This window comes from Corynebacterium sp. HMSC074E01 (assembly GCF_001808885.1).
In the GTDB taxonomy this organism is placed as follows: Bacteria; Actinomycetota; Actinomycetes; order Mycobacteriales; family Mycobacteriaceae; genus Corynebacterium.
On record NZ_KV794835.1, the window covers coordinates 34442 to 56692 of the forward strand.

General features: G+C 63.0%; 25 protein-coding genes. 20 read left to right on the forward strand and 5 right to left on the reverse strand.

Going from position 1 to position 22251, the window contains the following annotated elements:
- Window positions 1-96 precede the first annotated feature (96 nt).
- The 19 genes from rplU (at window position 97) to HMPREF2537_RS04010 (ending at window position 16527) form a co-directional block, all read left to right on the forward strand.
- Entirely contained in the window at window positions 97-402 is a 306-nt protein-coding gene (gene rplU, locus HMPREF2537_RS03920; protein ID WP_010190885.1) for a 50S ribosomal protein L21, read from the forward strand.
- A 43-nt stretch (window positions 403-445) separates the two neighbouring features.
- The gene (rpmA, locus tag HMPREF2537_RS03925; RefSeq protein ID WP_010190882.1) at window positions 446-724 is read left to right on the forward strand and encodes a 50S ribosomal protein L27; all 279 of its coding nucleotides are present in this window, start codon (window positions 446-448) and stop codon (window positions 722-724) included.
- Window positions 725-883: 159 nt separating this feature from the next.
- Window positions 884-2413, forward strand: coding sequence for a GTPase ObgE (gene obgE, locus HMPREF2537_RS03930; RefSeq protein WP_070525715.1), 1530 nt, complete (start codon window positions 884-886; stop codon window positions 2411-2413).
- A 91-nt stretch (window positions 2414-2504) separates the two neighbouring features.
- Window positions 2505-3665, forward strand: coding sequence for a glutamate 5-kinase (gene proB, locus HMPREF2537_RS03935; protein ID WP_246820232.1), 1161 nt, complete (start codon window positions 2505-2507; stop codon window positions 3663-3665).
- Window positions 3665-4594, forward strand: coding sequence for a D-isomer specific 2-hydroxyacid dehydrogenase family protein (locus HMPREF2537_RS03940; protein ID WP_070525719.1), 930 nt, complete (start codon window positions 3665-3667; stop codon window positions 4592-4594). Before proB ends, HMPREF2537_RS03940 begins: the two co-directional genes overlap by 1 nt.
- A gap of 15 nt (window positions 4595-4609) precedes the next feature.
- On the forward strand, window positions 4610-5515 hold the full coding sequence (locus HMPREF2537_RS03945) for a D-isomer specific 2-hydroxyacid dehydrogenase family protein (protein ID WP_070525721.1): 906 nt from the start codon (window positions 4610-4612) through the stop codon (window positions 5513-5515).
- Entirely contained in the window at window positions 5515-6021 is a 507-nt protein-coding gene (locus tag HMPREF2537_RS03950; RefSeq protein WP_070525723.1) for a DUF1707 SHOCT-like domain-containing protein, read from the forward strand. Before HMPREF2537_RS03945 ends, HMPREF2537_RS03950 begins: the two co-directional genes overlap by 1 nt.
- 76 nt (window positions 6022-6097) lie before the next feature.
- A complete protein-coding gene (locus tag HMPREF2537_RS03955) occupies window positions 6098-7366 on the forward strand; it encodes a glutamate-5-semialdehyde dehydrogenase (RefSeq protein ID WP_070525725.1) in 1269 nt (422 codons plus the stop codon).
- An 836-nt stretch (window positions 7367-8202) separates the two neighbouring features.
- Complete coding sequence (locus HMPREF2537_RS03960) at window positions 8203-9108, forward strand: cutinase family protein (protein ID WP_070525727.1); 906 nt, start codon at window positions 8203-8205, stop codon at window positions 9106-9108.
- Between the two features lie 10 nt (window positions 9109-9118).
- Window positions 9119-9976 (forward strand): cutinase family protein, encoded by an 858-nt coding sequence (locus tag HMPREF2537_RS03965; protein WP_070525728.1) that lies wholly within the window; start codon window positions 9119-9121, stop codon window positions 9974-9976.
- Complete coding sequence (gene nadD / locus HMPREF2537_RS03970; RefSeq protein WP_070519506.1) at window positions 9969-10586, forward strand: nicotinate-nucleotide adenylyltransferase; 618 nt, start codon at window positions 9969-9971, stop codon at window positions 10584-10586. The genes HMPREF2537_RS03965 and nadD overlap by 8 nt, the downstream gene beginning before the upstream one ends.
- Window positions 10587-10679: 93 nt before the next feature.
- Window positions 10680-11147: a ribosome silencing factor gene (gene rsfS, locus HMPREF2537_RS03975; RefSeq protein ID WP_070525730.1), complete on the forward strand. Its 468-nt coding sequence runs from the start codon at window positions 10680-10682 to the stop codon at window positions 11145-11147.
- Complete coding sequence (locus tag HMPREF2537_RS03980; protein ID WP_070525732.1) at window positions 11144-11842, forward strand: histidine phosphatase family protein; 699 nt, start codon at window positions 11144-11146, stop codon at window positions 11840-11842. Before rsfS ends, HMPREF2537_RS03980 begins: the two co-directional genes overlap by 4 nt.
- Window positions 11842-12630 carry a DegV family protein gene (locus HMPREF2537_RS03985; protein ID WP_010190864.1) on the forward strand — a complete coding sequence of 263 codons (789 nt, stop codon included), beginning with the start codon at window positions 11842-11844 and terminating at the stop codon, window positions 12628-12630. Before HMPREF2537_RS03980 ends, HMPREF2537_RS03985 begins: the two co-directional genes overlap by 1 nt.
- 85 nt (window positions 12631-12715) lie before the next feature.
- On the forward strand, window positions 12716-13318 hold the full coding sequence (locus HMPREF2537_RS03990; protein ID WP_070525734.1) for a ComEA family DNA-binding protein: 603 nt from the start codon (window positions 12716-12718) through the stop codon (window positions 13316-13318).
- Entirely contained in the window at window positions 13315-14565 is a 1251-nt protein-coding gene (locus tag HMPREF2537_RS03995) for a ComEC/Rec2 family competence protein (protein ID WP_070525735.1), read from the forward strand. The genes HMPREF2537_RS03990 and HMPREF2537_RS03995 overlap by 4 nt, the downstream gene beginning before the upstream one ends.
- Window positions 14562-15509 carry a DNA polymerase III subunit delta gene (gene holA, locus HMPREF2537_RS04000; protein WP_070525737.1) on the forward strand — a complete coding sequence of 316 codons (948 nt, stop codon included), beginning with the start codon at window positions 14562-14564 and terminating at the stop codon, window positions 15507-15509. The genes HMPREF2537_RS03995 and holA overlap by 4 nt, the downstream gene beginning before the upstream one ends.
- A gap of 11 nt (window positions 15510-15520) precedes the next feature.
- On the forward strand, window positions 15521-15889 hold the full coding sequence (locus HMPREF2537_RS04005; protein ID WP_070525739.1) for an ankyrin repeat domain-containing protein: 369 nt from the start codon (window positions 15521-15523) through the stop codon (window positions 15887-15889).
- Window positions 15886-16527, forward strand: coding sequence for a LysE family translocator (locus HMPREF2537_RS04010; RefSeq protein ID WP_070525741.1), 642 nt, complete (start codon window positions 15886-15888; stop codon window positions 16525-16527). The genes HMPREF2537_RS04005 and HMPREF2537_RS04010 overlap by 4 nt, the downstream gene beginning before the upstream one ends.
- On the opposite strand, the gene HMPREF2537_RS04015 is transcribed toward HMPREF2537_RS04010, so the two are convergent.
- From HMPREF2537_RS04015 to HMPREF2537_RS04030, 4 genes are all read right to left on the reverse strand, one after another.
- A complete protein-coding gene (locus tag HMPREF2537_RS04015) occupies window positions 16524-17702 on the reverse strand; it encodes a type II restriction enzyme (RefSeq protein ID WP_246820230.1) in 1179 nt (392 codons plus the stop codon). The two genes, HMPREF2537_RS04010 and HMPREF2537_RS04015, sit on opposite strands and share 4 nt — an antisense overlap.
- The gene (locus tag HMPREF2537_RS04020) at window positions 17695-18504 is read right to left on the reverse strand and encodes a DNA adenine methylase (protein WP_070525744.1); all 810 of its coding nucleotides are present in this window, start codon (window positions 18502-18504) and stop codon (window positions 17695-17697) included. The genes HMPREF2537_RS04015 and HMPREF2537_RS04020 overlap by 8 nt, the downstream gene beginning before the upstream one ends.
- On the reverse strand, window positions 18505-18768 hold the full coding sequence (gene rpsT / locus HMPREF2537_RS04025; RefSeq protein WP_010190855.1) for a 30S ribosomal protein S20: 264 nt from the start codon (window positions 18766-18768) through the stop codon (window positions 18505-18507).
- Between the two features lie 118 nt (window positions 18769-18886).
- Window positions 18887-19408 (reverse strand): type II toxin-antitoxin system PemK/MazF family toxin, encoded by a 522-nt coding sequence (locus HMPREF2537_RS04030; protein WP_070447893.1) that lies wholly within the window; start codon window positions 19406-19408, stop codon window positions 18887-18889.
- An 18-nt stretch (window positions 19409-19426) separates the two neighbouring features.
- On the opposite strand from HMPREF2537_RS04030, the gene lepA reads away from it, so the two are divergent.
- Complete coding sequence (gene lepA / locus HMPREF2537_RS04035) at window positions 19427-21274, forward strand: translation elongation factor 4 (RefSeq protein WP_010190853.1); 1848 nt, start codon at window positions 19427-19429, stop codon at window positions 21272-21274.
- A 222-nt stretch (window positions 21275-21496) separates the two neighbouring features.
- Here the strand turns inward: lepA and HMPREF2537_RS04040 are convergent, their stop codons facing one another.
- Complete coding sequence (locus HMPREF2537_RS04040; RefSeq protein WP_070525746.1) at window positions 21497-21706, reverse strand: hypothetical protein; 210 nt, start codon at window positions 21704-21706, stop codon at window positions 21497-21499.
- Window positions 21707-22251 lie beyond the last annotated feature (545 nt).

The window sequence follows — 22251 nt, forward strand, 5'->3', positions numbered from 1 at the left end:
CGCGGCTTATGATCTGAACGCAATTGTCCAATGTCCATTCGCTAGCGGCACCACCCAGCTGCTAGCGAGCCGAGTTTAGATAAGGGGTAGCCCTCTATGTACGCGATCGTCAAGACCGGCGGAAAGCAGTACAAGGTTGCTGAAGGTGACCTCGTCAAGGTCGAGAAGATCGAGGGTGAGCCGGGTTCCTCCGTTGCTCTCACCCCGGTTCTGCTCGTCGATGGCGCAACCGTCAAGTCGAAGGCTGCAGACCTGGAGAAGGTCTCCGTCTCCGCTGAAATTGTCGAGCAGGGCAAGGGCCCGAAGATCGACATCCTCAAGTACAAGAACAAGACTGGTTACAAGCGTCGCCTCGGTCACCGTCAGCCGGTGACCACGCTGAAGATTACCGGTATCAAGTAAGCCTTAACCGGCACTAATTCATCCCTGAAGGAGGGGAAACCACATGGCACACAAGAAGGGTGCTTCCAGCTCCAGCAACGGTCGCGATTCCGAGTCCAAGCGTCTCGGCGTCAAGCGCTTCGGTGGTCAGCAGGTTAAGGCCGGCGAGATCATCGTGCGTCAGCGCGGCACCAAGTTCCACCCGGGTGAGAACGTTGGTCGCGGCGGCGACGATACCCTGTTCGCTCTCGCTGCAGGTTCTGTTGAGTTCGGCGTCAAGCGTGGACGTCGTCTGGTCAACATTGTTCCGGCTGAAGAGGCCGCTGCAGAAGCTACTGCCTAAGAGCTTCATGGCTTAATCCCGAGCTTTTTGCTCGGGATTTTGTCGTTTTCACGCGTCCGGCGTGGTGGGGGAGCGTGGAGAAAACTAAAGGGGCGTTGCTTCAGATCCCCGGCAGCATTCAACTAGGACGGTATGCCAGGAACCGTTAGACTAGCGGGCATGGCACGATTCATTGACCGAGTGGTTTTGCACCTGCAGGCAGGCGACGGCGGACATGGCTGCGCCTCCGTTCACCGCGAAAAGTTCAAGCCGCTCGGCGGGCCCGATGGCGGCAACGGCGGCCACGGTGGAGACATCCTGCTGGAGGTCTCAACCCAGATCCACACACTGATGGACTTTCACTACCGCCCGCACATCAAGTCCGAGCGCGGCGGCAACGGTGCTGGCGACTGGCGTAACGGTGCGCGCGGCAAGGACCTCATTCTGGAGGTGCCGGCAGGCACCGTGGTCTATACCGAGGATGGGGAGATGCTCGCGGACCTCACGGTCCCGGGAACCCGCTTCGTGGCCGCGGAGGGCGGCTTCGGTGGACTCGGCAACGCAGCACTGGCCTCCGCAGCCCGCAAGGCCCCGGGCTTCGCCCTCCAGGGCGAGCCGGGCGAGGCGCGCGATCTCATCCTGGAGCTGAAGTCCATGGCGGACGTCGGCCTCGTCGGCTTTCCTTCCGCGGGTAAGTCCTCGCTCATTTCGGTCCTCTCGGCGGCCAAGCCAAAGATTGGCGACTATCCTTTCACCACCCTCCAACCCAATCTGGGCGTGGTGGACATGGGCCATGAGTCCTTCACCATGGCGGATGTTCCGGGTCTGATCCCCGGTGCCGCCGAGGGCAAGGGTTTGGGACTCGACTTCCTGCGCCACATCGAGCGCACCGCCGTGCTCGCGCACGTGGTAGATACCGCCTCCATCGAGCCCGGCCGCGATCCGCTCTCGGATATCGAGGCTCTTGAAACCGAGCTGGCCAAGTACCAAGAACTGCTCGAGCAGGACACCGGCCTGGGTGATCTGCGCGAGCGCCCACGCGTCATCATCCTCAACAAGGCAGATATCCCCGAAGCCGAAGAGCTGGCGGAGTTCGTCAAGGAGGACCTCGAGGAGAAGTACGGCTGGCCGGTTTTCATCATCTCCGCCGTCGCGCGCAAGGGCCTCGACCCACTCAAATACAAGCTCATGGAGATGGTCAACGAGCACCGCAAGTCCCAGCCCAAGGTCGCCGCGGACAAGAACCACACCATCATTCAGCCCAAGTCCGTGGGCAAGAAAAAGAAGGGCAGGTTCGCCGACTTCACCGTCACCCCAGACCCCGAGGTGGAGGGCGGATTCATCGTCGAGGGCGACAAGATCGACCGCTGGATTCGCCAGACCGACTTCGAAAACGACGAGGCCGTGGGCTACCTCGCAGACCGTCTGGCGAAGGCCGGCGTCGAAGAGGAACTGCACCGCCAGGGCGCGGAGGAAGGCTGCCCGGTGACCATCGGGGACATCACCTTCGAGTATGAGCCCATGGCTGGTGGCCGCGCGACTGATGCTGGCCGCGGACAGGATGGCCGCCTCATGAGCACCGAGCGAGTCTCGGCTGCCGAGCGTAAACGCGCTTCCCAGGCACGCCGCGGTCTCGTCGACGAGTTTGACTTTGGTACCGATGGGGAGGTTACGCGCGAGTCCGCAAACCGCGATCGCTGGCAGGGCTAGCCCGGTATACTGAGCCGGTATGTCATCCGAACACGACAACCAGATCGACTATCCTCTTCCCCTCGAACCCTTTGAGGGGCCAACCCCGGATATGGACTATCCGGAAACGACCACGCTGTCGGAAAAATCCAGCGGCTTCTCCTCACCCCTGCGTGAGGAGATCTCCAAAGCCAAGCGCATCGTCATCAAGATCGGCTCCTCCTCGCTGACGCGCGATGACTTCGTGACCTCGACGGAGAAGATTGACAAGATCGTCGATGCCGTGTGCGCCCGCATGAATGTCTCGGACATCATTATCGTCTCCTCTGGTGCGGTGGCTGCGGGCATGGGCCCGCTGGGCCTGACCACGCGCCCCACCGACTTGGCTACCAAGCAGGCAGCCGCCGCGGTGGGCCAGGTCCACCTCGCCTACGAGTGGGGCGTGTCCTTTGCTCGCTATAACCGCACCATTGGGCAGGTGCTGCTGACTGCGTCGGACGTCGGCAAGCGCGATCGCGCACGCAATGCCCAGCGCACCATTGACCGCCTGCGCCAGATGCGCACGGTGCCCATCGTCAACGAGAACGACACCGTCGCGACCTCCGAGATGCACTTCGGTGACAACGACCGCCTGTCTGCGCTCGTGGCCAACTTGGTCGGCGCGGATGCTCTCTTCCTCTTCTCCGACGTGGACGGTCTCTATGACAAGAACCCGGCGGAGCCCGATGCCAAGTTCGTGGAGGAGGTGCGCACCGGCAAGGACCTCAAGGCGGTCGTTGCCGGCGATGGCGGCAAGGTCGGCACCGGCGGCATGGCCACGAAGGTCTCGGCTGCCCGCCTGGCCACGCGCGGCGGCATTCCCGTGCTGCTGACCTCGGCCGATAACATCGGGCAGGCGCTTGACGACGCCTCCGTCGGCACCGTTTTCCACACCCGCGAGGAGCGCCGCCTGTCCGCATGGAAGTTCTGGGCGCTCTACTGCGCGGATACCGGCGGCTCCTTGCGCCTCGACGAGGGCGCCATGGAGGCCGTGGTTCGCGGCGGAAACTCCCTGCTGGCCGTGGGCATCACGGATATCAAGGGTGAGTTCAGCGCCGGAGAGATCGTGGACATTTTGGGACCCAAGGGGCAGGTCATCGGCCGCGGTGAGGTGGGCTATGACTCCGCCACGCTGCGCAACCTTCTGGGCAAGCACACCGAGGAGCTCCCGGAGGACATGCGCCGTCCCGTTGTCCACGCTGATTACCTGTCCAATTTCGCCTCCCGAATTTGATGCGTTATTTCATGGGCCCCGATGTGTGGGCAGCGACCGTGGCAGATATCGACGCTGCTGGGCACGAGCGCGTCGGCAGTTTGGAGGAGGCGGAGGTCTTTGTGAACACCGCCTCCGATCCGGCGCAGACCCCGGAGATTCCGGAGAACATCCAGTGGGTGCAATACTGCTTCACTGGGGTGAACCGCCATATCGAGGCCGGGCTCATCCGGCGCGATGGCCTGCCGTGGTGCAACTCCGCGGGCGCTTTTGCCAAACCCGTGGCGGAATCCGCGCTGGGGTTGATGCTCTCCCAGGCGCACCACCACAAGGCTTTCGCGCTGGCGAAGTCGTGGTCGGTGGCGCGTCAGCTCGATGAATCCCAGGCTTGGCTCTATGACCAACAGGGGCCTACGCGAGTGCTCATCGTGGGCGCGGGAGGAATCGGCACGCAGCTCATGGCCTACCTCGCGCCCTTCGGCGCGCATATCACTGCGGTGAACCGCTCGGGCCGCCCAGTGGATGGCGCAGACGTGACGCTGCCCATCGAGCGCGTCGACGAGGCCTGGTCTGAAGCGGATTTCGTGGTGAGCATCCTGCCGGCGACGAGCGCCACGGAAGCCTTCTTCGACGCAGCCGTGTTCCGCGCCATGAAGCGCTCGGCGGTGTTTATCAACGTCGGCCGCGGCAGCACCGTAGTCACTGATGATCTCGTGGACGCACTGCGCACGGGCGAGATCGCGGGAGCGGGCCTCGAGGTCATGGACCCGGAGCCGCTTCCGGATGGCCACCCGCTCTACGATCTGCCCAACGCCACCCTGACGCCGCACATGGCGGCCTCGGATCACGTGGCCCAGTACCACCTGGGTGCTATCTTCAATGCCAACGCCGCCGCGTGGGAGCGCGGCGAGGACATGCCCACGCGCGTCGACCCGGACGCCGGCTACTAGTTAAGGAGGATATGCATGAAGTACGCCATCGAACCGCACCCCTGGGAGGAAACCATCAAGGTGCTTGACGCCGCGGGCTTTGAGCGCGCCCCGCTTGATGAGGCCTCCTTCCTCATCTACACCGGCAACGGCACTGATTTCCCGGACCCGCTGCTGGAGAACATCGGTTTTGTGCAGATTCCCTCGGCGGGCGTGGATCACGTGCTCGACGCAATGAAGGGGAGCAGCGTGCCGTGGTCAAACGCCGCCGGGGTCTATGACAACACGGTGGCGGAATCCACTATCGCGCTGCTCCTGGCGCAGCTGCATGCGCACCGCCGAGTCAACGGCACGTTCGATTCCTATGCGGACATGGAGGCCCACACCTCCTACCTCTACGACGATAAGACGGTGGCCATTATTGGTGCCGGTGGCATTGGCAAGCGTCTGATCAGCATGCTCTCCGGTTTTGGGCCGCGCATCATTGCGGTCAACCGCTCCGGCAACCCGGTCGAGGGCGCGGAGGAGACTTACCCGATTTCCCAGGTCGACAAGGTCTGGCCGCAAGCAGACTACTTCGTGCTCATCGCCCCGCTGACCCCGGAGACCCGTCACATGGTGGACGCGGAGGCATTTAAGCAGATGCCGGATCACGCGGTCGTGGTCAACGTGGGCCGCGGACCGCTCATCAAGACGGAGGACCTCGTCGCGGCACTGGAGGCAGGCGAAATCGCGGGTGCGGCACTCGACGTCACCGACCCTGAACCGCTGCCGGAGGACCACCCGCTGTGGCAGGATAAGCGCGTGGTTATCACCCCACACATTGCTAATACGCAGCGCTCCGTGCGCGAGAAGATTGGCGCGCACACCATCAAGGTGGCCAAGGCTTTCGCGGCGGGGGACAAGCTGCCTACTCTGGTTGACCCGAAGGCAGGCTACTAATGGAGAACCCCGATATCCGTGTTGGTGATGCGGAGCGCTCTGAGGCCCTGGAGCAACTGAGCCAGCACTTCGTCAACGGTGCGTTGGGTCCCGATGAATTTGAGCAGCGCACCGGCGAGGCTGCCGCGGCGCGCACGCGCGGAGACGTCGAAAAGCTCTTTGCGGACCTGCCGGAGCTTTCCACCCCACGTGCTTCGGCACCCGCCACCCGCCACGAGGCGGAGCTGGAGGATATGCTCTCCCGCGGGCGCAAGGTGCAGATAGTGGATTCCGTCATCTGGTCGGTGGCGATGATCGCCCTCTTCCTTGGGCTTTTTGTCTTCGACTGGAGCTATTTCTGGATCTCGCCCGTCATCGCGTTCTTCGCTTCCTGGGCTGCGCGCGGGGTACTGAAGTTCAGCGAGTCGGATGAAGAACTCTTCGATGAGCTTTCCGAAGGGGAAAAGAAAAAGCGCGCCGAGCGCCTGCGTGCCGCGGCGGAGCGCCGCCGCGAACTTGGGGCCTAAAACTGGCGCTCATTAAGAACCCATAGCTGCACAGAATCCCTGACAAGCGGGCAGACCTTCCGTACGCTGGTATGGCATGAGCAACACCGAACGTGAAGAAGTTCTGTCCAAAGCCCGCGCCGCCAAGGCGGTGGCGCCACAGTTCGCGCAGCTGCCCACCCCGCGCAAGAATGAAATCCTCAACCGCGCTGCCGAGAACCTCATCGCGCACACTGAGGATATCCTTGCTGCTAACCAGCTTGATATCGAGGCCGGCCGCGCCAACGGTATGTCCGAGTCCCTCATCGACCGCCTGTCGCTGGACGCCGACCGCATCGAAGGCATTGCCGGCGGCCTGCGCCAGGTAGCTTCCCTCCAGGACCCGGTGGGGGAGATCCTGCAGGGCCGCACCATGGATAACGGCATTCAGATGAAGCAGGTTCGTGTGCCACTCGGTGTAATGGGCATGGTCTACGAGGCCCGCCCGAACGTCACCGTCGATGCCTTCGGCTTGGCCCTCAAGTCCGGCAACGTGCCGCTGCTGCGCGGTTCCAAGTCCGCGAAGAACTCCAACGCCAAGCTCGTGGAGCTCCTCCAGGACACCCTCGTGGAGTTCGATCTGCCGCGCGAAGGCGTGCAGCTTCTGCCCTGTGAGACCCACGATTCTGTGCAGGACCTCATCACCGCCCGCGGCCTGGTGGACCTGGTCATCCCGCGTGGCGGCGCGCGCCTTATCAACGCCGTCGTGGAAAACGCCACCGTCCCCGCCATCGAGACCGGTACCGGCAACTGCCACTTCTATGTTGATGCCTCCGCCGACCTGGACAAGGCCATCGACATGGTCATCAATGGCAAGACCCGCCGCACTTCGGTGTGCAATGCCACGGAGGGCGTTCTGATCGACGCCGCGCTGGACGACGCCTCCAAGCTCCGCATCATCACCTCCCTTCAGGAGGCAGGGGTTACCATCCACGGCGATGTGAAGGAGCTTGAGGCCTTCGGTGTCAAGGACGCCGTGGAGGCAACCGACGAGGAGTGGTGCGAAGAATTCCTCTCCATGGATATCTGCGCCAAGGTGGTCGATGGTGTCAACGGCGCCATCGCGCACATTGCCGAGTACACCACCGGCCACACCGAAGCCATTGCCGCCCAAGATGCTGACGTGCTGCTGACCTTTGCTAACGAGGTGGATGCCGCAGCGGTCATGCTCAACGCCTCCACCGCGTTTACCGATGGCGAGGTCTACGGCATGGGCGCTGAAATCGGCATCTCCACCCAGAAGCTGCACGCGCGCGGCCCGATGGCGCTGCCGGAGCTAACGTCCACCAAGTGGGTGCTGCAGGGCACCGGCCAGACCCGCCCTTAGAGGCAGCTAGAAAAGCTACTCGAAAGCTACTCGAAAAGAATTTTTCGAGGTTGACCTGCGCAAAACAATCTACTCGAAAACTTTTCGAGTAGATTGTTTGCCTTGCGCGAGGTTCGTGCTGCACGCCGGGGGAGCACTGGGTCCTCTAACCCGACTTAGGACATAGGTGGGTGAGCAACGTCATTCTTGATACTACTACTTGGTGCTGTTCGGCGGTGGGGTGGGATTGTTCCGCACTACATTGCCCTCAGTCAGGAGGGCGTCTCGCAAAAGGCATCTGGCAGAAGGCATCTTTGGGTCCAAAAACGCCATCTGCAATGAGTAAAAGGCGTTTTTAGCCGTGAAAACGCCTTATGGCAGATGCCTTTTGCCAGACGCCTTTTGTCAGATGTCTCCAGCATGTCGATGGAGGCATGCAGACGTTGCGCGTTGCGAGGGGAGCAAAGAAGGTAATTCATTTCGCGAAGATACGTGCAGTGTTTTACGGAAACGGTCGTTGTGACCTGACTTAAGTCTTGGATGGGTGGGCAACGTGACTCTTGACACTGTTACCTGGTGGTTTTCGGTGGTGGGGTGGGATTGTTACACGCTACATTGGCCTAAATCAGGTGACGTCTACCAAGTGGGTGCTCTAATGCACTGGCCAGACGCGCCGCTGGAGGCTACTCGAAAGCTACTCGAAAGGAATTTTTCGAGCCTGACCTGCGCAAAACATCCTACTCGAAAACTTTTCGAGTAGATTGTTCGCCTTGTGTGGGGTTCGTGCTGCGCGGCGGGACAGGACTGGGTACTCTAAAGCGCGGTAATAACAAAGAACTGATTGGTGCCTTCCTCTCATGCTGTCCCGCATTGCTTCCTCCGTCGCCGCCGCCGTCGTGGCCGCAGCCGCCCTCATCGTCCCCCACACCATTTCCGCCCCCGCCGCGCATGCCGACGAACAGTGCCCCGCTGTGGTCGTCGTCGCCGCGCGCGGTTCCGGCCAGAACGGCCAGATCTACCCCACGCAGTACTCCAACCAGGGTGGCCGAGCCTCCAATGGATGGGAGGGCGAATCCATCCGCGCCATGCTGCAGGGCGCCGAGGCACGCTACCAGGCCACTCACGGCGGAAATTCGCTGATGAAGGACGTCTACGTGCTGGGGCTGGAGCCGCAGTACTATCCGGCGACCTACCCGGAATACTCTGTTCCGAACGAGTCGGTTCCGAACACCGCGGCTGACCTCGTGCGCCTGGCCACGCAGTACGCCAACCCGGTCATCAACACCGCAGTCTCCGCCATCAACCAGTTCATGTACTCCGTGCAGACCGGCAATCGTGGAGTGACCAGCGCGATCAACAGCTATGAAGCCGCCACCGGTTGCCACCCGCAATACATCCTGTCCGGTTACTCCCAGGGCGCCATGATCCTGGCCAACCACGAGGTGGAACTGGCCCGCCGCGGTCAGCTCGCTGGCGTCGTGACCTTTGGTAACCCGCTGACCCGTGCAGGGGACCCGGCCGTCGTCGGCGCAACCCAGGGCGCGGGCGGCCCGATGGGCTACTTCCCGCAGATGCGCGCCAACGTCAGCCGCGTGGACTACTGCCTGCCGCTCGACGCCGTGTGCGACCTCTCCGCCCAGACCCTCTACGCCGCCAAGCCCACCGGCGGCTCCCATGGCCAGTACTTCTTCACCAATCACCAGTGGGATAATCAGGTCTACGATTCCATCGGCCACATGGTAGATGGCGTTCGTTTCCGCTAAACAGGAAAGAATGAAGTCTCTTTCTTTTCGTGTTTCCTGTGTAGCTGCCGCCCTTGGTACGGTGGCGTCCCTTCTCAGCGCGCCGGTGGCCTCGGCGAGTGGTGTCGGCATGTGCCCCGACACCGTGGTGCTCGCCGCGCGCGGTTCAGACCAGAACGAGGAGCAGGGCGAATACGTAGGCCCGCAGCGTTACTCCGAACGTGCGCCGGAATCCACCGGCTTTGAGGGACGCAACTTTGCCGCTCTGTTCCATCAGGTAGAGCAGCGCCACCCCGGCACAATGGATGGCGTTTATGTTCTGGCTTTGGGGCCGGAGGCGTACCCGGCCTCGATGAACCTGCCGCCCTTGGCGCAGGAGGGGGAAGACTTGGGCCCGCTTCAGCTTGTGCAGCGAGCGCTCGGGATTCTCCAGGAGCATTCCATCGGGGAAATGGCGTATTCGGTGACGTTTGGAGCTGCCGACAGCCTGCGTACCGGGGCCCGGAATGCGCCGAAGGTGGTGGACAACTATGAGGCCACCACCGGCTGCCATCCGCGTTGGGTAGCCGCTGGCTATTCGCAAGGAGCGCTCGTCGCGACGAGCACGGAGGAGTACCTCGCAGAATCCGGGCGCCTGCATGGTGTGCTCACCTTTGGCAATCCCTTGCACCAGGTGCCGTGGGCTAAGAACCGCGCCGGGCTGCCGGCGCAGCGCTACGTCGACTACTGCCTGGAAGGGGATTTCGTCTGCGATTTCTCCCTCGACGCCGCTAGCCGCGCCCTGGCCACCAAGGCTGAGCGCCATGCCTCCTATTTCTTGGCGGAGCCTTCCGGGCAGGACATGCAGGTCATCGACTCCGTGGCCGGTATACTCACCAGCCATGACTAGTCCGCAACGCATCGGCATCATGGGCGGCACCTTTGACCCCATCCATAACGGTCACCTCGTCGCCGCCAGCGAGGTAGCCCACCGTTTCCGCCTCGACACGGTGGTCTTCGTCCCCACCGGCCAGCCCTGGCAAAAGGCCGATAAGCAGGTCACCGCCGCCGAGCACCGCTACCTGATGACCATGGTGGCCACGGCGTCGAACCCGCGTTTTACCGTTTCCCGCGTGGACATCGACCGCGAAGGGCCCACCTACACCATCGATACGCTGCGGGATCTGCGCGGAATCTTCCCGGACGCCGAGCTTTACTTCATCACCGGCGCGGATTCGGTGGCCTCCATCATGAGCTGGCGCAACTGGGAGGAGATGCTGGAGATGGCCCACTTCGTCGGTGTGACCCGTCCCGGCTATGACCTGCGCAAGGACATGCTGCCGCAGGATTCCCAGGATGATATCGAGCTGATTGAGATCCCCGCCATGGCCATTTCCTCCACCGATTGCCGCGCCCGCGCCCAGCAGGGCCAGCCGGTGTGGTACCTCGTTCCGGATGGGGTGGTGCAATACATTGCCAAGAACCACCTCTATAGCCCCCACCCGGAAAAGCCCCTGTAGCCTCCGCGCATTCTCGGGGAATTCGACTAGGAAAATGAGCCTTGTCGTGTAACACTAGAGATCTTAAGAAAACGTACTTGTGTAGGGATTGTCATGTCGATTACTGATGAAGCACGCCAGATGGCGGAAACCGCCGCCTTGGCTGCGGATGAAAAGCTGGCCACCAACATCGCCGCTATTGACGTTTCCGACGTGCTGGCGATTACCGAGGTCTTCGTCTTGGCCTCCGCTGATACCGAGCGCCAGGTGGGGTCCATCGTGGAGGAAGTCGAAGACGAGCTGACCAAGAAGGGCTTTGAACCCAAGCACCGCGAAGGCAATCGCGAGAACCGGTGGGTCCTGCTGGACTATGGCCCCATCGTGGTCCACGTTCAGCGCAATGATCAGCGCGAGTTCTACGGTCTGGACCGCCTGTACCACGACTGCCCGCTTCTCGACATCCCCGGCGTGGACACCCCGGAACGCCCCGGCGAGTGGTCTAATGAAGTCAACCCGCGCGACGTGGACTCGATCGATGAGATTCCCCTGGCCCAGCCAGAGCCGGAAGACGACGAATTATGACCCGCCGCCTCCTCCTCATCCGCCACGGCCAGACCACCTACAACGCCACCGGCCGGATGCAGGGGCACTTGGACACCGAGCTTTCGGAAGCTGGCCACTCTCAGGCCCGTGCCGCCGCCGACCTGCTGGAGGGCAAAGACATCACCGCGATCGTCTCCTCGGATCTCATCCGTGCCCGCGATACCGCCGAGATTATTGCTCGGCGCTTGGGGCTTGAGGTGTCCGTCGATAAGCGCCTGCGCGAAACCCACCTCGGTGAGTGGCAGGGGATGACCTCCGCTGAAGTAGATGAGCAGTTTCCCGGGGCGCGTGCGCTGTGGCGCCACGACCCCACCTGGGCCCCGCCGCAGGGCGAAAGCCGTGTCGACGTGGCTAACCGCGCGCGCCCCGTTATTGATGAGCTCATGCAGAGGCACCCGCAGTGGGACGAGGGAGCGGTGCTCGTCGTCGCGCACGGCGGCGCTATCTCCGCGCTGACCTGCCATCTTTTGGGCCTTGAGCACCACCAGTACGGGATCCTGTCCGGTCTGAAAAACACCCATTGGTCGCAGCTGACCGCGCGGCCCGAGTTCGACGCCGCTCGTCCGCTCTCCCCGCTGGAATTCACCCCGGAGAACGTCAGCCGTGCCCAGTGGTACTTCGACGGCTGGAACATGGGTGGCGCTGTCGTTGGTGGTGCAGGGGCGGACGTCTAGTGATTCGCGTCGTCACCGATTCCGCCGCGGGCTTGCCGGCGGATATCGTCGAGGAGCTCGACATTTGTGTTGTCGATCTGCACGTCATGGAAAGCCACGGCAAGGACGGCGCGGAGCTGTCCACCTCGGGTCTGACTGCCCTCGAGCTGGCTGCGTTGTATGGCCGTCAGATGGAGCGCTCCGGCGATGATGGGGTGCTGGCCATCCACCTGTCGAAGGAGCTGTCCTCGACGTGGTCAGCGGCGGTGACTGCCTCTGGCGTTTTCCCGGACACCGTGCGTGTTATCGATTCTGGCACCGCCGGCATGGCGATGGGCGCGGCCGCCATGGCGGCGGCCAAGCTTGCCCAGGAAGGCGCCTCACTCGACGAATGCTATGCCGCAGCCATCAACACCCTTGAGCGCGGGCACACCTGGGTCTATCTCAACTCAACGGAGGAGCTTCGCCGTTCCGGGCGCATGTCTGCGGCCACGGCGATGCTGTCCACCGCCCTGCTGGCCACCAAACCCATCATGGCTATCCAAGGCGGCAAGCTGGAGATGGTGGGCAAGACCCGCACCCAAACCAAGGCCTTTACCAAGCTCGTGGACCTGGTGGCCTCCCGTGCGGAGGGCAATCCGGCGTTCATTGCGGTGCAGTACAACGAGGATAAGGTCTCGGCCCGCCGGCTGGAGGACCTGCTGCGCTTGGCGCTGCCGGATTCCTCTTTCATGCTGGTGCCGCTTACCGACGTCCTCTCCGTCCACGTCGGCCCCGGAGCCATCGGCGTCTCCGCGGTCTTTAGCTGACGTTGTTGATGCCTTCAACAAGTTATCCACAGGCTGCGGCTTGAGCCCTCGACGGGGGTGAAGGCGCTTACGTAGCGTCGCGGGCATGAATGCCATTGCTGATCGCCTCCGTGACCTCACCCGCCCGACAGGCGAAGAAGAACTGCTCAACGTCGATTTCCCGCGCGTGCGCGTGCCACCCTGGCTGGCGCTTGTCGCGGCGGGCGTGGCCGGCGTCGCGCTCCTGGCCTGGCTGGGGATGAGCCGTAGCGCGGAGAACCCCTATGAGGTGGCCGCGCCGAGCAGCGAGGTAGCGGCCGATATCGTGGTCTCGGTCGTAGGTGAGGTAGAGCAGCCCGGGCTGGTGACCTTGGCGCCGGGCGCGCGCATCAACGACGCCCTCGAGGTGGCGCGCCCGCGCGTGCCCACCGATAACCTCAACCTGGCGCAGAAGCTTAACGACGGCGAGCAGATCACCGTCGGCGGCCCACCCAACGCCCCAGAAACCGCGGGGGAGGGGCTGGTGTCCCTCAACTCTGCCAGCGAGGAGGAGTTGACGGAGCTGCCCGGCATAGGGCCGGCCACGGCTGCGGCGATTATTGCGCACCGCGAGGAGGTCGGCAGCTTCACCACCGTGGAGCAGCTCGTGGACGTCTCCGGTATTGGTCCGGCGAAGTTTGCGCAGCTGAAGGATAAGGTCCGTCCGTGAGGGAACTGCGGCTCGTGCCCGCCGCGGTGGTGGCGTGGTTGGCCACGCTCGCCGTGCTTTTCGGGCATCCGTGGCTGTTGTGCGGGCTCGTGCTCTTCGCTTTCGCGCGCGGTCAGTGGCGCGGCCAGGGCATCTTGTGCGCGGCGAGCGGAGTCATCTTTGCCACCCTGGCTTTTGTGCGCTCGGTGCGTGCAGCGGGCTTTCACTTTGGTACGGAGGTGACGGGAAGGCTTGCCGCAGATCCTCTGCAGACGGCATCCGGGTGGATGGTGCGCCTGCGCGTGCCGGGCTACCCGGCGCAGCTGCCGGTCTTCCTCAAAGAAAAACCGGAGGCCTTCGGTGGCTCGCTGGTGACGGTGCACGGCCACCCCGGCGCCTCGGAGCAGGTCGGGGTAGGCACAACTGTCTTTAGCGGCGAGCTCACCGCGCACGCCCACAGCTGGACCGCCGCGGTGGCGGAAAACTTCCGCGCCGTGTGCGATAACGGGCTGATCCCCGGCATGGTGCTGGGCGATACTAGCCTGCAAAGCCCCGAGGATCAGCAGCTCTACATCGACACTGGGCTCTCGCACTTGAGTGCTGTGTCCGGCTCCAACGTGGCCATCGTGTGCACTGCAGCCGCGTTGGTGGTGTCGGGGCAGCGGGTGCGGGTGGGGGCGTCGGCAAGCGCGTTGGCGTTATTCGTAGCGCTGGTGGGGTGGGAGCCCTCCGTCCAACGCGCCACCGTCGCCGGGCTGGCGGGGCTGGTGGCGGTGCTGAACTCTTCGAGGATGGAGCCGCTGCACGCGTTGTCCCTCGGGGTGCTCTTCCTGCTGGCGGCGGATAGCGACCTAGCCGTCAGCTTCGGCTTCGCGCTCTCCGTGGCGGCCACCGCCGGCATCGTGGTGCTTAGCCCCCTGTTGCTGCGGGTGCTGGGGACTGGCATCGTTGCGCGTGCCTTCGCCGTGGCCATTGCCGCGGATATCGTGACCATGCCGCTCATCGCGTTGATGACCGGGCGTGTCTCGGTGGTCTCTGTCATCGCCAACGTGCTGGTGGCGCCCGTCGTGCCGGTCATCACCGTCGTGGGGCTCATCGCCGCCGCGCTTGCACAAGTGGGGCTGGGCAGGCCGCTGGTTATCCTCATTGAACCGCTGGCGGACTGGATCCACTTCGTCGCCGCGGCCATGCCGGTGACCACCGTGGCGGCGGGGCCCATTGCGATGCTCCTGCTTGGCGGGTGGGTCATTGCGGCGTTGCTAAGATGACAGGCATGTCTTCAGCCCCCGTGCACCTCATCCTCGGCGATGATGAATTCCTGGCCGAGCGCGCCCGCCTGAGTATCCAACACGGCGAGGTAACCAAGCTCAAGGCCTCCGAGGTGAGCGAAGGCGAAATCCTGGAAGCGACGAGCCCTTCGTTGTTCGGGGAAGACCGCGTCATCGTCATCAGTGACGTGGAGAGGGCCGGCAAAGAGGTAACCAAGATCCTTCTCGACGCCTGCGCCAACCCCATGCCCGGCATCACGCTCATCCTGATGTACTCGGTGACGGCGAAGACGCTGAAGAAAAAGAAGAAGCCGCCGGAGCTCATCGCGGCGCTGCGCAAGACGGCCGAGGTGCACGAGGTATTCTCCCTCTACCCGAACGAGCTCGCGCAATGGGCCACCCGCGAGTTCGCCTCGCATGGGGTGCGGCCTACACCGGATGTGGTGCAGGCGCTTCTCGACGGCGTCGGCTCCGACCTCCGCGAACTCGCCTCCGCCATCTCGCAGCTGGTCTTCGACACAGGTGGCAAGGTAACCCGCGAGGCGGTACACGCGTACTACGTAGGCGTGGCAGAGGTAGCCAATTGGGATATCGCGGATGCCGCCGTGGCAGGCCGCGTGGAGGCGGCGGTCTCCACGTGCCGCCGCGCGCTGCAGCTGGGGGCGAGCCCGGTGGCCATCGCCTCGGCGCTGGCGAACAAGGTGGGCAACATCGCGCGCCTCTACACCGCGCGCGGGGATCAGTATTCCCTGGCCTCCCAAACCGGCATGGCGCCCTATGCCATCAAGCTGACACAGCCCGTTGCTCGGCGCTGGTCGGGGGAGAATATCACCAAGGCCGTCATCCTCATGTCGGAGCTGGATGCCGCGGTCAAGGGCCAGGGCGGGGACGAGGACTTCGCCATCGAGGCGGCCGTTAAGCGGGTGGCGGAGCTGGCGCGCTAGACTAACCCTCCATGGATGACATCCAGAACTTTGCTACCAAGCTTTTTGACTTTGCCCGCAACGGCGATGCCACGCTGCTCGAGTACATCAAGCAGGGCGTCAACGTGGACATGGTGAACCAGGACGGGCAGTCCCTCATCATGCTCGCCGCCTACCACGGTCATGCGGAGCTGGTATGCCAGCTCGCCGCGGCGGGGGCCGACGTCAACCTCCTCAACGACCGTGGCCAGTCGCCATTGGCCGGAGCGATTTTTAAGAAAGAAGACGCGGTGATCGACGCCCTCCTCGACGCCGGCGCCGACCCCTCCGCCGGCCAGCCCAACGCCCTCGACTCGGCCCGCATGTTCGGCCGCGAGGACCTTCTCGAGCGCCTGTCATGAGCTGGTCCGCGTTCGCGGCCATTCTCCTGATGAACCTCGTCGGTGCGGCAGCGCCCGGCCCCGACATCGTCTTGGTGACGCGCTATGCCACGCGCTCGCGCCGCCACGCCATTGCTGCGGCGACGGGCATCCAGGTGGGCGTGCTGTTTTGGTGCACGTTGACCGTGTTCGGCGCGGCCGCCCTGCTCACCGCCTTCCCTGGCGTCCTCTCGCTGATTCAGGTGATCGGTGGCTGTTTCCTGGTGTTCATGGGCGTGCTCTCCATTCGCTCCGGGTTGGAGCTGCGTAAGCAGCCGCCGGTGGATGAGGAGGAGGCCGCCGCGCGCTTGGGCTCGGTGGGCAAGGTCTTCCGCACGGGGTTGGCCACCAACCTGTCCAACCCCAAGATCGTGCTCTTCCTCGCCGCCATGGTCGCCCCGCTGCTGCCGCCGCATCCGCCGGTGTGGATTTCTGTGGCACTGGTGCTGAGCCTGTCGCTGTCGAGCTACCTGCTCTTCGTCTTCCTCTCGACGGTGATTTCCACTCGCGCGATTCGCCGCCGCCTCCTGGCCGTGGGCCCGTGGATTGATATCGCCTCCGGCGTTTTCTTCGTGGTGGCTGGCTGCGCCTTGGCGTGGGCCGGCATTCAAGCCACCTAAGCCTGTGCGAGGAGCTCCGCCAGCCACTGCGACCACGCCGCGACCGTGCCGGAACGGCGGCGCAGGGTCGTGTCATTGAGACCCAGGTTGGCCGCGCGCATGAAGACCATCGCCTCTTCTTTATTCACCGCTCGGCGGCTAGTCACGACGTGTTGCACCATGTCCCGGAGCACCGGTCGGGAAGCCAGCGCCTCGATGAGGGTGAGGTTGCGTTCATCGCGCGTGCCGCTGAGCTTCGTCAGGCCCAAGTAGCGGGCGGCGTTGGTGTAGTAATCAGCCTGGCGCGGGGTAAATCCGAATTTCTCGGGCATCTCCGCTTTGGCCACTGGGTTCTCCAGTAAGCTGATGACCCGCGCAAAGGAATCCGCCTGGGGGAAAGGAACGCGCGTGCCCTCGACCTGTGTGCGCGCCAGCACCGCGCGCACCGTCGCCTCAGTCACGCCAGACTCGCCCAAAACATAGCGCGCCGCGCTGACCAGCTCGATGCTGCGGAAGTCCTCCGGTTGCCTAAACACGTAGCGGTAGAAGTGGAAGATGCCGTTGGAATACACCAGGTACACCGGCACCACCTCTTTGTCCAGAGCCAGCGAGAAGCGGCGGAAAGGGAAGTAGAGCTGGCGGATGTTGAAGTCGGGGGAGAGGTGATTCTTCGCCTCTACGAGCACGAGGTGCTCGGCGGATTCGAAGCCAGCATCGATCTCCATCTGGGCGCGGTCCACCACCACGTCGCGCCCGCCGATACGCATGGGCAGCGTGAGCGTCGACATGCGTCCGCTGACCGTCGGCACCAGCTCACTGCCCAGGAAATCATCGAGCATCCCGCTTAAGCTCGCCGCGGTGAGTGCCGCTGCCTCCGAGGTCAGGTTCTCGAAGTCAATGGATTGGATGTGTCGCGGAACCGGCATCGACTTCAACGGCCCAGCCTGCTCCGGGAAAGGCTGGTACAGGTCAAAGCGGCCAATCAGGTAGGCATCGCGGCGAATCGGCAGCATGGACAACCCGTGCTGGCGAAAGACCTCGGGGCGCGCGGCGGAAAAATCATGCTTAGCCATCAACCGCGGCTCGCGGCCGGAGAGCTCCTTGAGCTTCGCGGCGGGCAACACCGCAAAGCCCTGAGCCGCGATGTCGGCGGCGAGGTGGGGATAGACACGATCCCAGGCGGCGTCGTTAAGCATAATTGCGCACGAGCACCTCATCGACCTTGCCGCGCTTCGACGCCACGGAATTCACCGCGCGCGTAGCCCCCACGATCTCGATGAGGTAGTCCGCGTACAGCTCCTTGATGAAGTCCGTCGCCGAATTCGATAGCAGGAACTTCACCCCGCGGGCGTTGAGGTCGTCGCAGGTTTCCTTCAACCGAATCTGGTCCGCGCGCCCAAAACCACCCGACTGGTAGCCGGTGAAATTACTCGTGGGGTTGACAGGATCATAAGGCGGGTCGAAGTAAACGAAATCCCCCTCGTTGGCCTCCACCGCCGCATAGTCGCCGTTATAAAACGTCACGTCGTGGGTGGACAAATACTCCGAAACCGCGCGCAGATTGGGTTCATCACAAATCTTCGGGTTGGCATAGCGGCCAAATGGGGCATTGAACTGGCCGGCGTTATTCACCCGATAAAGCCCGTTGTAGCAGGTCTTATTCAGATAAATCGTGCGGGCAGCCCGTTCGACGGGGCTCAAGTGCGCAAAACCCGGCTCGCGGTCGCGGGCGCGCATCTCGTAGAAGAAATCCGAATCATTCGGATAGCCCTTTAACAGGGCGATGAGCTCGTCCACGTTATCGCGGACCACCTCGTAGACGGTGATGAGCTCGGTGTTCAGGTCATTGACCCGGGCGCGTTCGGGCGCTAAAGAAAAAAGAACCGCTCCGCCGCCCAAGAAAGGCTCGACATAGGTGTCGAAGCTCTCGGGCAGCACGGAGTGGATAACGGGCAGCAGTTGGCGCTTTCCCCCCACCCACTTCAGGAGCGGTTTCATTTAGGCCATCTTGTTGAAGGCGGTGGCCATGCCGGACTTCTTGTTAGCCGCGGTGTTGCGGTGGAAGACGCCCTTGGACACGGACTTGTCCAGTGCGCGGGAAGCAACGCGCAGCTGCTTCTCAGCGGCAGCCTTGTCGCCAGCGGCGACGGCCTCGCGGAACTTGCGGATCTCGGTACGCACGGCGGAGCGTACGGACTTGTTGCGCTGACGAGACTTCTCGTTGGTCAGGATGCGCTTCTGCTTGGACTTGATGTTTGCCATCGATATACCTCTTAGAGTCGTAGGAATTCTTTACCGAGGAAGGCGGACCCAAGGTCCTGACCGCCAGCGTGCCCCGGCATCCCAAAAAATTTAGCAGGGCGTGGGCTTAATTCCCAAATCACGCCCAGTGATAGCGGGAGCGCAACCTGTTGGCAATGCGCTCGAAGCGGCGCTCCGGGAAGAGCGTGCCCTGTCGGCGGCATTGTTCCTCGGAGATTTCCAGCACGCGGTCCATCCGCACCCAGCACTGCCGGCCAGATTCATCCCATTCGCCGGTGCCGATATCGAGCCATTCTTCCTTGTTCGCGTGGCCCGGGTTGGAGGAGATAAGCAGACCCAGCACGGTGGTGCGCGTGCGCGAAACAATCAGCACGGCGCGCTCACGCGGCGGGGACTGCTTGCCATCCGAGGGCGCCCATACCCACACGACCTCCCCGGAGTCCGCCTGCCCGTCCATGTCGGGGGTGAAGAAAACGCTGCGCGGGTGGGCGTCGGCACACTCGACGCGAATGTCGGCGGCTTTGCGGGGCTCCGTCACGGAATCATTCTGGTTTAGCCCTAGGCCTTCGGTGATGCGCTCGAGACCGACGTCGACAGGCTCGGGGCCTCCGATACCGAGAATGCGTGCCAACCTAGACATGTCGTCTATTCTAAACACATGTCTACAAACTTCGCGGCCACTACGTTTACGGATCCGTCCAAGATCCGAAACTTTTGCATTATCGCCCACATCGACCACGGCAAGTCGACGCTGGCTGATCGCATCCTGCAGTTGTCGCAGGTGGTGGAGGAGCGCGACATGCGCGACCAATACCTCGACAACATGGATATCGAGCGTGAGCGCGGCATCACCATTAAGGCGCAGAACGTGCGCCTGCCCTGGATTCCTCGCTCCGGTGAGTTCGAAGGCCAGGAGATCGTCATGCAGATGATCGACACTCCCGGCCACGTGGACTTCACCTATGAGGTTTCGCGCGCGCTCGAAGCCTGTGAGGGCGCCATCCTGCTTGTCGACGCCGCCCAAGGCATCGAAGCCCAAACCTTGGCCAACCTCTACCTGGCCATGGAAAATGACCTGGAGATCATCCCGGTCCTGAACAAGATTGACCTGCCCGCGGCCGACCCGGAGAAGTACGCCCTGGAGATTGCTCACATCATCGGCTGCGAGCCGGAAGAGGTGCTGCGCGTTTCCGGCAAGACCGGCGAGGGCGTGCCGGAGCTGCTGGATAAGGTGGCGGAGCTCATCCCGGCACCGACGTCCGAGTTCGGCGAGGATGCTCCGGCCCGCGCGATGGTCTTCGATTCCGTCTACGACACCTACCGCGGCGTGGTGACCTATATCCGCATGATGGACGGCAAGCTGACCCCGCGCCAGAAGGTCACCATGATGGCCACGGGTACCAACCACGAGCTGCTGGAGGTAGGCATCGTCAGCCCCACGATGCAGAAGTGTAAGGGCCTGGGGCCGGGCGAGGTGGGCTACCTGATTACCGGCGTGAAGAACGTGCGTGAGACCAAGGTGGGTGACACGATTACGTGGGCGTCGAATGGCGCGAGTGAGCCCCTCAAGGGCTACGCTGACCCGAACCCGATGGTGTACTCCGGCCTGTTCCCAATCTCCCAGGCGGACTTCCCGGACCTGCGTGACGCGCTGGAGAAGCTGCAGCTTAACGATGCCTCCCTCACCTTCGAACCCGAGACCTCCGTCGCCCTGGGCTTCGGCTTCCGCTGTGGCTTCTTGGGTCTGCTGCACATGGAAATCACGCGCGACCGTCTGGAGCGAGAGTTTGGTCTTGACCTGATTTCAACTGCGCCTTCGGTGACCTACCGCGTGGTGGCGGAGGACGGCGAAGAGTCCATGGTGCACAATCCGTCGGACTGGCCTGGCGGCAAGCTCCGTGAGGTCTACGAGCCGATTGTGAAGATGACCATCATCGTGCCGGAGGAATTCGTGGGCTCGACGATGGAGCTGTGCCAGTCCAAGCGCGGTCAGATGGGTGGCATGGACTACCTGTCTGAGGACCGCGTGGAGTTGCGCTACACCATGCCGCTGGGCGAAATCATCTTCGACTTCTTCGACATGTTGAAGTCCCGCACCAAGGGCTATGCTTCCCTCAACTACGAGGAGGCCGGCGAGCAGCTGGCGGACCTGGTGAAGGTGGATATCCTGCTCAACGGTGATCCGGTGGATGCCTTCTCTGCGATTGTGCACCGCGATTCCGCGCAGTGGTATGGCAATAAGATGACGAAGAAGCTCAAGGAGCTCATCCCACGTCAGCAATTCGAGGTGCCCGTTCAGGCGGCGATTGGTTCGAAGATCATCGCGCGTGAGAACATCCGCGCGATGCGCAAGGACGTGCTGGCCAAGTGCTATGGCGGCGATATTTCGCGTAAGCGGAAGCTGCTGGAGAAGCAGAAGGCCGGTAAGAAGCGCATGAAGTCCATCGGCTCCGTTTCGGTGCCGCAGGAGGCCTTCGTCGCGGCGCTGTCCACCGACGCTGAATAGGGGGACCGTCGCCAAGCATGGCACCGGGCCTGCAGAACCATTAGCGCGGCCACGGCCGACACTAAGGGGGCACTGTGCACTGCTGGCGCAGGCCCCACGCCTACGCACTGGCGCAGGTTCACCCCCCGCCCCAGCTGGATCTTGGGGCGATTAGCACGATGCCGCCTGAACTACGTCTGAGGATGACAGGGGCCGAAAGCTACTCGGCTCGCCGTACGATGCTTATTCGGCATTGAATGAGTAGCTGCCGGTGAGCTGGTTGTGGATTGTCACCGAGTAGTTCTGGCCGTTGGCGTTGGCACCTTCGATCAGCATGGCGAGCTCTTGGGCGTTGTAGTGGCGGCTTAAACCCAAGTACGGGATGAGCAGGAGGAAACCGCCCACGACTGCAATAGCGGTGACAGTCTTCCACGCACTTACTGGGTTGGTCACGAATAGCCCTTTCTTGGGTAAGAGTGTTTCCTGCAGTTACAAACACGATAACAAGCGGAACAGCGCGTCTTGTCCCTTAAAGGGGCTGTGGGTGCACCCACAGCATGGGGTCAGTGGAGGCGTTTACCGATATCCGCGTCAACCATCTTCCAATCGTTGGGTGCGCTGTCCCTAGGATCGCCGAGTTCCCCGTCAGTCTGGCCTCGGTTGGCGGGTCTCGTTCTTTAAGAGCTTAAGAGTTCCGGTACTCCCACTGCATTTTGTGGCACATTACCCGTGGTCAGGGATCGCCGAGTTCCCGCGTACCTTGTTGTGGTTTGTGGGTGGTGTTGAACTGAAGGATCGCCGATATGCCCGCGAACCTTCCTTCGGATGGCGGGTGGCGGTGTTGTCGCGGGTGGTGAGCCGTTTTCCTTTCTGCTTGTTCTGCGCTGGGTGGCGGCGGGGGTTAGCTGCTGTCGGGTGGTGGGTCTGGTGGTTGGGTTGGCGGTTTGTCTGGGGTTTGACCCGGTGAGCCTTGGGTTGGTGTTGTGGCCTGTGCTTTT

Bases quoted from the DNA above. Each gene is read 5' to 3' on its own strand.
- HMPREF2537_RS03950 (WP_070525723.1), top strand. From the start codon at position 5,515: ATGGAGAACCCCGATATCCGTGTTGGTGATGCGGAGCGCTCTGAGGCC.
- rsfS (WP_070525730.1), top strand. From the start codon at position 10,680: ATGTCGATTACTGATGAAGCACGCCAGATGGCGGAAACCGCCGCCTTG.
- HMPREF2537_RS04005 (WP_070525739.1), top strand. From the start codon at position 15,521: ATGGATGACATCCAGAACTTTGCTACCAAGCTTTTTGACTTTGCCCGC.
- holA (WP_070525737.1), top strand. From the start codon at position 14,562: ATGACAGGCATGTCTTCAGCCCCCGTGCACCTCATCCTCGGCGATGAT.
- obgE (WP_070525715.1), top strand. From the start codon at position 884: ATGGCACGATTCATTGACCGAGTGGTTTTGCACCTGCAGGCAGGCGAC.
- HMPREF2537_RS04020 (WP_070525744.1), bottom strand. From the start codon at position 18,504: ATGAAACCGCTCCTGAAGTGGGTGGGGGGAAAGCGCCAACTGCTGCCC.
- nadD (WP_070519506.1), top strand. From the start codon at position 9,969: ATGACTAGTCCGCAACGCATCGGCATCATGGGCGGCACCTTTGACCCC.
- HMPREF2537_RS03960 (WP_070525727.1), top strand. From the start codon at position 8,203: ATGCTGTCCCGCATTGCTTCCTCCGTCGCCGCCGCCGTCGTGGCCGCA.
- rpsT (WP_010190855.1), bottom strand. From the start codon at position 18,768: ATGGCAAACATCAAGTCCAAGCAGAAGCGCATCCTGACCAACGAGAAG.
- lepA (WP_010190853.1), top strand. From the start codon at position 19,427: ATGTCTACAAACTTCGCGGCCACTACGTTTACGGATCCGTCCAAGATC.
- HMPREF2537_RS04015 (WP_246820230.1), bottom strand. From the start codon at position 17,702: ATGCTTAACGACGCCGCCTGGGATCGTGTCTATCCCCACCTCGCCGCC.
- rplU (WP_010190885.1), top strand. From the start codon at position 97: ATGTACGCGATCGTCAAGACCGGCGGAAAGCAGTACAAGGTTGCTGAA.
- rpmA (WP_010190882.1), top strand. From the start codon at position 446: ATGGCACACAAGAAGGGTGCTTCCAGCTCCAGCAACGGTCGCGATTCC.
- HMPREF2537_RS04010 (WP_070525741.1), top strand. From the start codon at position 15,886: ATGAGCTGGTCCGCGTTCGCGGCCATTCTCCTGATGAACCTCGTCGGT.
- HMPREF2537_RS03955 (WP_070525725.1), top strand. From the start codon at position 6,098: ATGAGCAACACCGAACGTGAAGAAGTTCTGTCCAAAGCCCGCGCCGCC.
- HMPREF2537_RS04030 (WP_070447893.1), bottom strand. From the start codon at position 19,408: ATGTCTAGGTTGGCACGCATTCTCGGTATCGGAGGCCCCGAGCCTGTC.
- HMPREF2537_RS03940 (WP_070525719.1), top strand. From the start codon at position 3,665: ATGCGTTATTTCATGGGCCCCGATGTGTGGGCAGCGACCGTGGCAGAT.
- proB (WP_246820232.1), top strand. From the start codon at position 2,505: ATGGACTATCCGGAAACGACCACGCTGTCGGAAAAATCCAGCGGCTTC.
- HMPREF2537_RS03980 (WP_070525732.1), top strand. From the start codon at position 11,144: ATGACCCGCCGCCTCCTCCTCATCCGCCACGGCCAGACCACCTACAAC.
- HMPREF2537_RS03990 (WP_070525734.1), top strand. From the start codon at position 12,716: ATGAATGCCATTGCTGATCGCCTCCGTGACCTCACCCGCCCGACAGGC.
- HMPREF2537_RS03965 (WP_070525728.1), top strand. From the start codon at position 9,119: ATGAAGTCTCTTTCTTTTCGTGTTTCCTGTGTAGCTGCCGCCCTTGGT.
- HMPREF2537_RS03945 (WP_070525721.1), top strand. From the start codon at position 4,610: ATGAAGTACGCCATCGAACCGCACCCCTGGGAGGAAACCATCAAGGTG.